We start from the raw sequence: 10,391 nt of genomic DNA on the forward strand, positions 1-10,391 counted from the left end.
TAGAAATTACTAAAGGAGTTAAAAATGGCAAATATCGGTTTTATTGGGACAGGTATTATGGGCAAACCTATGGCAAAGAACCTGCAAGATGCAGGTCACACGCTGTACTTCTCTGAACATTTTGAGCCTGCTCCCCAAGAATTATTGGGTGAATATGGTTTTGCTGCTCCAACGCCTGCTGCCGTGGCTGAAGCGTGCGAGTTTATTATTATTATGGTTCCTGACACTCCCCAAGTGGAAGATGTTTTATTTAGTGATATTGGGGTTTCAAAAGGGCTATCAAAAGACAAAATAGTCATAGACATGAGCTCGATATCACCAATCGCCACCAAAGAATTTGCCTCGAAAGTTGAAGCACTTGACGCGCACTACCTAGATGCTCCAGTTTCAGGAGGCGAAGTTGGTGCAGTCAATGGAACACTTTCAATCATGGTTGGCGGTAAAGATGAGATCTTCAAACGAGCAGAACCACTGTTTGACTTAATGGGACAGAATATCACTCTGGTTGGTACCAATGGCGATGGTCAGACTTGTAAGGTTGCCAACCAAATCATCGTCGCACTTAACATCGAAGCCGTAGCAGAAGCTCTTGTATTTGCATCTAAAGCAGGCGCGAATCCTACCAAGATTCGTGAAGCTTTAATGGGTGGTTTCGCGTCTTCAAAGATCTTGGAAGTTCATGGAGAACGCATGATTAAAGGTACATTCGAGCCGGGATTTAGAATCGGATTACATCAAAAAGACCTGAACTTAGCCCTTGAAGGTGCACGTGTGCTTAATGTTAATTTACCAAATACAGCAACGGCTCAAGAGCTTTTTAATACCTGTGCTTCACTAGAAGGAAGTAACTGGGATCATTCAGCCATGATCAAAGCAATAGAACACATGTCAAACCACTGCATTAGATAGGAGATAAACAACTTGAGCGATTTCGAACTAAGCCGTCTTTAGGTTTGGTACGGAATCGCCTTATTCACTTATTAATTTACGAGCCTAACCAGCTTTGTTGCTTATTTCGGTGAAAATACTTGTTATCCCTACGTTGATCAGTTCTTAAACAACATAGTAGGTTTTAGGCATGCCTATCCCAGTTAGCTTGTTGAGTGCTTTAATCATGGCGTAATTCTCACCAACTTGTGCGTTATAATTCCGAAGTGTAAGTGAAGCACCTAGTAGTTGTTTTACGCGATACATAGCGGCCTCCGACAATGACCGCCTAATGGTAACCATACTTCTGTTTCCACTTTTTGTTCGCTCCATAGAGCTTTTGGCAGCCAACTGCTAGGTTAACGTGGATGCCCTTTTCCCCAGAAAGCTGCCCCCTCACGCGGAGGGATTAGAGGTATCGCTTTCTTAACCCTAATCGCCCTATGACGCTCTCTTGTATCATATGCACCATCTCCCGAGATTGCCTTGATGGTTCGACCTGTTTGCTTGAGTAGGTAGGGGAGTACTTCCGCATCGGTCACACCTCAGCTCTGCGACGATTATTTCATGCTCATGTGTATCTGTATCAACCGCAAGATGGAATTTACGCCAGACTCGAACGCTTACCATCAGTTCCATGCTTTTCCACTTTCCATTCTCCCTCACCGTATACTTTGAGCCCCGTTGCATCAATGGCCAGAAAATGCGCTTTACCATGAGAGCCGTCGTGACAGCGAGATCATTAAAAAGCCTTGATTTACCACGTCTGTCCTGTTTAGGTTCTTTCCACTCAATTATGGCCTCCTCGTCAATCCAAAACGTGAGTGAACTTCTGTCGTTCAAGAAGTTATTATACCTACGCCAGTTGGTAGTTTTATAACGAGGCTTCGGCATGAAATCAAAGCCAGTGAATGAACGTCCCTGATCTTGAGATTCTGATTTAGTTTACTCGATTTGTGCAACAAAGCCATTCGCAAATCCAACCTCTCTAAAGTGAATTATTCTTAACAGTGCACTGTATTTTTACAATAATACCGTTCCATGTTCTGTATTTATTTGAGGATTCAAATATGCCATTTCTAGCTAACAATAAGACGCAAAACCTGAACCACTTTTCTATCTATGGTAAGAACAAGAACGGTGACAGACCTGTTTTCGATCTTTCTGAGTCACAGCACAACTATCAACAACTAGCTAACGCTGATATCGGTGACACAATCTACGTCATCAATGTGAACGGTACGATCACAATGGTTTCGAAATCACAGAGATTCGCTCAATAGACTTTGATGGTGAGAAAGGGATCGTTATTTTCGGTAATCCTACAGGTAAGAGAATTGATCTAGAGTACAGCAAATTTGTGAAGGCTCATGGCATCACCGACTCACGCGTAACGCCAGAAGGTAAAATGACAATCGGCTTCAACGTGGTGGAGTTCTAATCATGAAGAAACTAATCCTAGCAATATTATCAACTTCAATCCTAGCTGGCTGTGGTGATGGAAGTTTCAATAACTCGGTTACGCCTGAACCAACCACACAGTGGGCGGATTACACCCAAGAGAGTAATGGAATTACATACCACAAGTATGATAAAGAGTTGAGTGGTGAGCGAGCAATAACTACTGACTGTTTTTTTAAATTAAAGAGTCATCTAGAGGGGGGTAATGAAGAAATTGATATTACTTGGGGTGCTATTTGCGCCCCTTACTTTATCTGCGGATTACACATGCAACATCGCAGATACTGGCAAAAACTATACCGAAACAATTCGTTACCATGACAAAAATGGTAAACCGAGATTGAAGAAGGTGAGAGTATACAGATAATGAAACTCACACAAGGCGACTTATGTCCCTCCTGCTCATTGATAATAACTCTCCCTCCTGATATCCAACCAACTTGTCTTGGTTGCGGGTACCGCTTCTGACAGAAATAAAAACCCTCTAACCGAATTGGCTAAGGGGCTTTTATTTAAAACCAAACAACTTCTTGATACTCACATAGTGCAGAGGAATCCCAAAATTATTTTGATAAAAATCATAAAGTTAAGGTAGAATCACACCTTTTCATGTGATCAAATGGTTTCGCCAAAAATCAATAACCAAATATCCAGATGTGCGAACTCGATATTCTATAGGACTCTCTTACTAATTCTGACCGGATATTAGGACAAGTTGGGCAAATTCTAGCGAGATTTGTCGGCCAAAATTCTCTGACACGGAATTGGACAAAATGTATGGTACGCCCCGTTTTGCAAGTGAAAATCCAAAAAAACGGAGTTGGTTTGCGCTAATGTATTCAGAGTCTAATTGAGACCAATTTACTTTAGCCCCAGCTCTACGATGAGATCCGCGCCAGATTGTCCTCAAAAATGAGAAAGCACTCTAAGTTGCTGTTCTGTCCACAAGGTCTTCAATCTGGTGGTCTAACCGTTTTGTCATCTTTCATTTTCATATGCAAACTTGATTTATCTTCTTATTTCAAAAGGCTTTTTCGTTGCCATAACAGACCAAGCAATCCTTGCTAGCTTATTCGCTAATGCTACCAAAGCAACATTGAAAGGCTTTCGATGCTTTAGCTCTATTAGCCACTTACCAAAATATTTTTCAGCCGTTCCATCTCTCCAGAGTACTGCTCTGGCTGCGTGTATAAAGAGTTCTCGTAATTCTTTATTCCCACGCTTAGAGATCCCAAGCATTCTCGGCTTCCCACCTGTTGAATACTGAAATGGAACGAGACCCAGCCATGCAGCGAAGTTGCGGCCATTAGAAAAATCTTCAGGATCGGACACCGAAGATATGCAGCAAACAGCGGTCATAGGCCCGACTCCAGGTACTGTTTGTAAAATCGTGAATAACTCATTACCACTATTTAGAGTCTCTAGCTTTTTGTCTTGTTCTTTGATTTTGTTATTAAGCTCATTGTAATGATCAAGCTGATTTCGCAACTCAAAAATAAGCAAAGGTGGAACCTGTTGGCCTGTATCAGCCAACCACTGAAAAAGCCGTTTCATATTTGCATGTCCGCGTGGAAAGCTGAACCCAAATTCAGTGAGGATTGAGCCTATACGGTTCATGACTGCGGTGCGCTCTCGAATATAGCCTGTTCTGATTCTTCGGATTACTACTCCTAGCTGCGCTTGCTCAGTTTTAGGTGAGACAAACCTCATCCTAGGTCGAGTTGCAGCTTCAGCAATCGCATCAGCATCAATGAAGTCGTTTTTATGACTCTTAACATAGGGCTTAACATATTGTGGAGGGATCAGTTTAACTTGATGCCCATACTCTTGGCATTTTCTAGCAAGCCAGTGCGCTCCACAACAAGCTTCCATTGCTATTAATACTGGCTCATGAACCGAGATAAACTGAAGTAACTTTGATCTAGAGAATTTGTGTCTATAACGTTGTTGGCCAGCATAGTCATGACCAACGACATGGAAAGTAGATTTACCTAGATCAATACCGATAGTTTTAATAGCCGACATGATGGCACCTCCCGAAGTTCAGCGACATAGCTGAGTTTAGTGTAGGTGTGGGGCGTACCATCTAATTAATGAGTTTCGAAAAATCTAGCATTAGCAACTCATTAATAACTTTAGGTATGGATTGACAGCCTAGTTCTGAGCCCGCAGTCACAGGTACAGTTCACTTTTAGTATTACTTTTATCTCGGAATCTCTCAATAGTGTTGTGAGCCAATCGACTCTGCCGTATTTTTTCTACGGCAGTTGGTCTATAATGTGGTATTTCTATGTCAACAAACCAAATATTGAGCAAATAAAGATGCTACGTAATCTAAAGGTTAAAGGTTTTCGTAACTTCGGTGAAGAGTTTGAGATAAACCTACGTACCGATAAATCATATGAGTTTAACTCACACGCTGTAGAAAATGGCATTGTAGGCAGTGCTGTAATGTACGGTGGTAACGGTGTGGGTAAATCGAACCTTGGATTGGCAATTCTTGACCTTACATGTCATCTATTAGATAGCCCCAACATCATACCGTCTCTGCATCTCAACTACTTAAACGCTAGCATGGATGAAGGTGCACTAGCAGAGTTCACATACACGTTTGAGTTTGATGGTGTAGAAGTTGTCTATCACTATGGTAAAGAGAACTGCGCTGAAACAGTCTTCGAGAACCTCTATATCGACGAAGAAAAAGTCATTAGTATTGACCGTAGAAAATCTGCGCTTGCTTCATATAACTTTGTTGGCGCTGAACACCTAAAGAATGATTTCACGGGTCGTAAGATATCTCCTATTAAATACCTTGAATCGAATGCACTGCTGGAACCAACCAAAGAATCAGCAGCTTTTTTCCAATTCATCAAATTTGTAGAAGGAATGGTATTTTTCCGCACTCTAACTAAAACGACAGAGTTTCACGGTAAACCCCTAGAAACTAAACGAATTTCACAGCGCATCATTGAACAAGATAAACTAGAAGATTTTGAAGCCTTCCTAAATGAGTCAGGAGTGGAATGTAAGCTAATTCAGACTGGTGATGCAGGTAAGGAGCAAATCGAGTTCGATTTTGGTAATAAAAGTATCGAATTTTCACAGATAGCTTCTACTGGTACAGTATCCCTTGGTAATTTCTACTACTGGTACCTTAAAATGCTAAATGAAGAAATTACCTTCGCTTACATTGACGAGTTCGATGCCTACTATCATTTTGCTCTATCCAAACGCATAGTAAAACTAGTGTCTAAAACATCGTGCCAATCGATCATCACTACTCACAACAGCACTCTACTATCTAACCATGTGCTCCGACCTGACTGCTATTACATCCTAGATCAGAATGCTTTGAAGCCTCTGTATAATTTAACCGATAGGGAGTTACGCAAAGCACACAATCTAGAAAAGATGTATCGTGCAGGGGCATTTGATGAGTAGCAACGTCCTATTTGTTTTTGAAGGTGCAGGAGCTGAGCCTAACATTGCGCGAAATCTAAGGAATACGATACTCGATAGAGACAACAAGATCGTAGTTCAAACCACTTACGGAATGAATATCTATAAGTTGTTCCGCGAGATAACAAAGGATGAGTATTTTGATACTTACGAGTTCATTTCCGAACAGCTAGAAAATAGGGAAAACCCAACAGATGATGACTTAGCGGTCATGGAGATAGAAGATCCTGAAAACATAAGTGAAATATATCTATTCTTCGACTACGACTGTCATTGCTCTAACGCTGACGACAATAAAATACGTCATATGGTTGAACTATTTAATGATGCTCAAGATAAAGGCTTGCTTTGTGTAAGCTACCCTATGGTAGAGGCTATTCGCCACCAAAAAGGTAACCAAGTCGAATATCTTACTCACGAAACAACAGATCTGGCCAATTACAAGAGATGGGTAAATGCGGCACCCGAAATGGACAAGCAGTTTCTCAACTGGGGGCTATATACCCAAGATACTTGGAGTAGTATTGCCAAACAGCACTTATCAAGAGCAAACTGCTTGATTACTGACGTTTTGGATCTGCCAACATCGCCAATTTGTATGGTAACGCTATTTGAGAGACAAATGGAGAAGCACCGCCCACATAACCAAGTAGCAGTAATCAGTGGCTTTCCTCTAATGCTTTTAGAGCACTACGGTAGTGACACCTATCAGATATTAGGGTTAGCCGATTAGCTAAACAACGAGTTGTGTCCGGAGATTGCAGGGAATCATAGAAATCATGAACGTTCTGTACACCTTATCGGCGATGATTACTCTCACCTGAAGAAAAAACTCCGTCACGTACCCTTCTAAAGTCGAACACACCATTTACTTGTATAGACGGGCTTGTTCAACACTTGGGATTTAACGTTGGCTGTGCAATGCTTAATACTTATCTATTAAATGGCTTATAGCATCTGATTTAGGTGAAGCATTGGTAGAAACCCACGAACTTTACCAACTAAATCTTTATGTAGGCTATGTTGCAAGCGCTCTACTTCAGTTGCGTTCCAACAAATAACATAAATTCCAGGTAAATTTTTAAGGTTAAAGTTTCCCTTTTTCCGCCACTCTCGCTCAAATGTCCAGTCGATTGAACCGTATTCATAACGAACATGACGCCACTTCTGTGAATTTGGTATCCATTTAGCCTCGCTATCTGGTAGATAGATAACAGGTCTAGCGTCCTCACCAAAAGCGGCATGCTTACTAACTGCAACACCGTAATACCTGTAGCGAAACTCTTTGTTTTCTTGATCATTAGAAGCAAAGTGTTTAAGTGCAGATAATGGAGTTTCTGAAAAGCAAACTGCTGGATTATCGCCTTTAATAAAACCAGATTTTGTACTTCCCAATATCTCACCATCATTCAAAATTTCACACAGAACATCTAAAGCAGAATACTGTTTATCCTGCCCTTTTCCATCTTGCTGCCTTCGACCTATTCTTTCCTTTGTAAGATGAACTAGTGAATTAGTGATATCACCTCTATTTTCGATCATATTCCATGCCAATTAACGCTTATTAGACGGATTTATCCCGCATTTATAGATGACCAATCATAACGCTAATCATATACACGCTCAATCTAATGCCCGTATTGCCTAGCGACTAGGATGTGAATTTAAGAAATTGCCGAAAGTTTAGGTATAATTCCGGCGCATTCTGACCAATAAGATTTTCAACTTGCTCACTCCCCAGAATGAGCATGCTCTTACCCTTTTTCATCGGATAAGATTTGGTAGGGGAAAAGCACGCCCATTAAAATGTGTAGAGCATTTCACCTAACAAGATTTGGGGCAAAATCTTCTCAGAGAAGAAGGCAAACTACGACAAATGGCACCGAAAAGTTTCGCACTTTATTGTCATAGTTCTAATCTTTATTGTTCGAGTTTCAAACTTTGTTGTCCACCGACAGAAGTTGTAGTTGCTAAGCGAAGTAGATCACTAGATAAAGGGATTGCAATACCTAAAACTATCCGTCATATGCTAATTTAAGAGACTCACTAACAAAGTTCTTGTCCACCTTAGAGCTAGTTGATGTGGCTCGCTCAGGTTTGCCCCAAGATGTGTTTAGAGCGCAAGAAACCATCATGAGATTTATTTGTGAAACAAGCTGTTTCCCAATTGTCCAACAGGTTATTGGACAAACTCTAGTAACCAATTATGCAAGAGGGTCTTGCACAATTGCGAAACAGGTTGTTTCGTAAATCACCTCTGCTCCAACCCTGCTCTGATCTCGTCGCTTCGGCAATAGAACTAACTAATGTGCAAAATACCCACATTGCTTATCAAGCAACTATCGAAGATCCCTCGGTAGTTGAACTGTTGCAATTTTTGCAATAGTTGCCCGAGTAACGAGAAAGCTCAGTGATTGCAGATTCTGCAACAACTCACATCTGTCCCATTATCAGTCTTACCGTTGTAGGGAGCGTCATTCCATAAATGAAATTTCCCCGAAAAAAAACTTATGGTAAAGGTAAATGGTATCACCAGACCAATGCGGACATAAATGGAGCAACGTTGTGTGTTGTAAGCCGACATGTAGTGTACGATAGGCAAAAAAAAGCACCATAAGTATAGATTTGGTGCTTGATACACGACAACAAGGAACTTAAAGTTACGTCCAACAGACTAGTATGAGAACTTTGATTTTCAAGTTATTTACACTGACTATTTCTGAATGTCATAGTAGGGTGAAATCAATTCAACTAAATACATAACCAGACTTGCCATGGCTAACAGATAAATGGCAACTTTATTCTGCAGGAGTATCAAAGTAAAAGACTCTACCCAGCAAAATTGCTTCAATGATATCTTTGTGCTGTTCAACTATTGAGGCTGATATCTCAGCATTTACCGCAAATTCTAACATCGATTGATTGCCACAAAGATAGTTAGCTTTTTCGGCGGCATTTAATGACTGAACGTAGCTGCAAGCCTTGGCGAAAGTTTGTTGCTTCGACACGATTAATGAATGCGACATTATAGTAGAATCAATCCGTATTACTCTGATTATATGAGCAGTGTTCTTAAATTTCATATCAAACAAATATGTCGATGTTTGAGTCGGGTCTCCCGTAGGGGTTGTCAGCTATGTCATAAGGTGTTTTATTGCAGTGTGACAACACGTCCCCCTTATAACATTCGAACTCCACCTCTGTTGAAACATAAAAACACCCATCAATTTCAATTGTCTCTTGTATATAAGGCACCTTCATTTTTTCCATAGTCGCTCCAATGATTTCCTCTAGCGGCATAAAAAACCACGCGCTTGTTTTTGGTTATGGCTTTCTCGACTATGCCATCTGCCCAAAAAGCGTAAACGAGTGCGCATGACGACAAATGAACCGTTTGTATTGCGATAATGTGTCGCATGCTGCCCCTCACACATTGACTGCCATTCTTAGTTTAAGTAAAGGTCATTCTGAATATCAATCAAGACTAATTTTTAGGAAAAATCATATTGTAAAAAGCGATTGATTATCTAACCTATAAAACACTCAATATTATTCATAAGGTTATTATACGGGGATGACTATTTTTTCTAATGAAGAATGGTTTAGCATCGTAGAGGACGGTGAGCTTTGGGATATACATGGAGACGAATGTTGAGTGTCAGATGGAAATAGATGATGGTTCTGAATACCAATCGGCCATTAAAGTGTATGTTCTGTAGGAGTCGTTGATGTATGGACAAACCAGAGTGTGTGGAGTTACATCTATGTATTAAAACAAGTAGAGGTGGATTTATCTTAACCTCCAGCAACACCTCAAGAGCAGAGAGCATCACCTATTGGCTCATGACTCCCAGATAGAAGCGTGAAGTTGAGTACTATGTGTTTCTAGTTCGGGATGAACAAGCAGTAGACTTTAAGTTCATTTCGAAAGAGTGGGCTGACTTTTTGCTAGAAAAGTGGAGATAGTACTTCTTTGTAAATGTTCTGCGTGATAAGGAGGCAGTAAAGACATTACATTGATTTATACTAATATAATAATGTTAGTTCTATGTTGCTAAGTCCAGCGTTACATGTGTTGCTAACTAGAGTTTAGTAGGAGACCATTATGAAAAAGATGATCGTGTTATGCTTGCTCTTTCTCTCTATGGATGGAGAAACGTCTGAAAAGCAACTGGTTTATCTTGTTTCAGATTTGAGAATACCCTTTTGGGAAATTATGAGTAGAGGAGTTACTTCGAAAGCAAACGTCTATGATTACGACGTGCTTGTCCTCTCTGCCAACAATGATGCTAAACAAGAATTAGAAAACCTTGTAGTGGCCATCGATATGAAGGCTGATGCCATTATCATGTCTCCTACGAATTCTTCTGCTGCGGTGACCTTGCTTAATTTGGCAAAACAAGCCCAGATCCCTGTTGTCATTGCCGATATTGGAGCAGAGAGTGGCGACTACTTGTCCTACATAAAATCAAACAATCTCCAAGGAGCCTATGATTTAGGAAAAATGCTTGCAGCTAAGATGGAGCGTAGCTCAAGTGTTGACG

At 40.7% G+C, this 10,391-nt stretch carries 9 protein-coding genes and 1 pseudogene; 6 read left to right on the forward strand and 4 right to left on the reverse strand.

Features of this window, described 5'->3' with window-relative positions; all coding sequences use genetic code 11:
• The first annotated feature begins 24 nt into the window (after window positions 1-24).
• Window positions 25-909 (forward strand): 2-hydroxy-3-oxopropionate reductase, encoded by an 885-nt coding sequence (locus VME0621_RS09745; RefSeq protein ID WP_062458243.1) that lies wholly within the window; start codon window positions 25-27, stop codon window positions 907-909.
• A 144-nt stretch (window positions 910-1,053) separates the two neighbouring features.
• Here VME0621_RS09745 and VME0621_RS09750 read toward each other — a convergent pair.
• Window positions 1,054-1,821: pseudogene (locus VME0621_RS09750) on the reverse strand (IS5 family transposase).
• Window positions 1,822-1,997: 176 nt separating this feature from the next.
• Here VME0621_RS09750 and VME0621_RS09755 point away from each other — a divergent pair.
• Window positions 1,998-2,210, forward strand: coding sequence for a hypothetical protein (locus VME0621_RS09755; protein ID WP_062458246.1), 213 nt, complete (start codon window positions 1,998-2,000; stop codon window positions 2,208-2,210).
• A 160-nt stretch (window positions 2,211-2,370) separates the two neighbouring features.
• Window positions 2,371-2,709 (forward strand): hypothetical protein, encoded by a 339-nt coding sequence (locus tag VME0621_RS09760; protein WP_062458249.1) that lies wholly within the window; start codon window positions 2,371-2,373, stop codon window positions 2,707-2,709.
• Window positions 2,710-3,396: 687 nt separating this feature from the next.
• Here the strand turns inward: VME0621_RS09760 and VME0621_RS09765 are convergent.
• Window positions 3,397-4,413 (reverse strand): IS110 family RNA-guided transposase, encoded by a 1,017-nt coding sequence (locus VME0621_RS09765; protein ID WP_062458251.1) that lies wholly within the window; start codon window positions 4,411-4,413, stop codon window positions 3,397-3,399.
• A 297-nt stretch (window positions 4,414-4,710) separates the two neighbouring features.
• Between VME0621_RS09765 and VME0621_RS09770 the strand changes: the two genes are divergently transcribed.
• Both VME0621_RS09770 and VME0621_RS09775 read left to right on the forward strand, forming a co-directional pair.
• The gene (locus tag VME0621_RS09770; protein ID WP_017101203.1) at window positions 4,711-5,829 is read left to right on the forward strand and encodes an AAA family ATPase; all 1,119 of its coding nucleotides are present in this window, start codon (window positions 4,711-4,713) and stop codon (window positions 5,827-5,829) included.
• A complete protein-coding gene (locus VME0621_RS09775; protein WP_062458254.1) occupies window positions 5,822-6,580 on the forward strand; it encodes a hypothetical protein in 759 nt (252 codons plus the stop codon). Before VME0621_RS09770 ends, VME0621_RS09775 begins: the two co-directional genes overlap by 8 nt.
• Before the next feature lie 215 nt (window positions 6,581-6,795).
• Here the strand turns inward: VME0621_RS09775 and VME0621_RS09780 are convergent, their stop codons facing one another.
• Complete coding sequence (locus tag VME0621_RS09780) at window positions 6,796-7,389, reverse strand: hypothetical protein (RefSeq protein ID WP_062458257.1); 594 nt, start codon at window positions 7,387-7,389, stop codon at window positions 6,796-6,798.
• A gap of 1,256 nt (window positions 7,390-8,645) precedes the next feature.
• Window positions 8,646-8,873: a hypothetical protein gene (locus VME0621_RS09785; RefSeq protein ID WP_065311635.1), complete on the reverse strand. Its 228-nt coding sequence runs from the start codon at window positions 8,871-8,873 to the stop codon at window positions 8,646-8,648.
• Between the two features lie 1,079 nt (window positions 8,874-9,952).
• Between VME0621_RS09785 and VME0621_RS09795 the strand changes: the two genes are divergently transcribed.
• Window positions 9,953-10,391 (forward strand): substrate-binding domain-containing protein (locus VME0621_RS09795; protein WP_156750266.1); only part of this gene is annotated, 439 nt, incomplete at its 3' end.

This window comes from Vibrio mediterranei (assembly GCF_900088415.1).
GTDB classification, from domain to species: Bacteria; Pseudomonadota; Gammaproteobacteria; order Enterobacterales; family Vibrionaceae; genus Vibrio; species Vibrio mediterranei.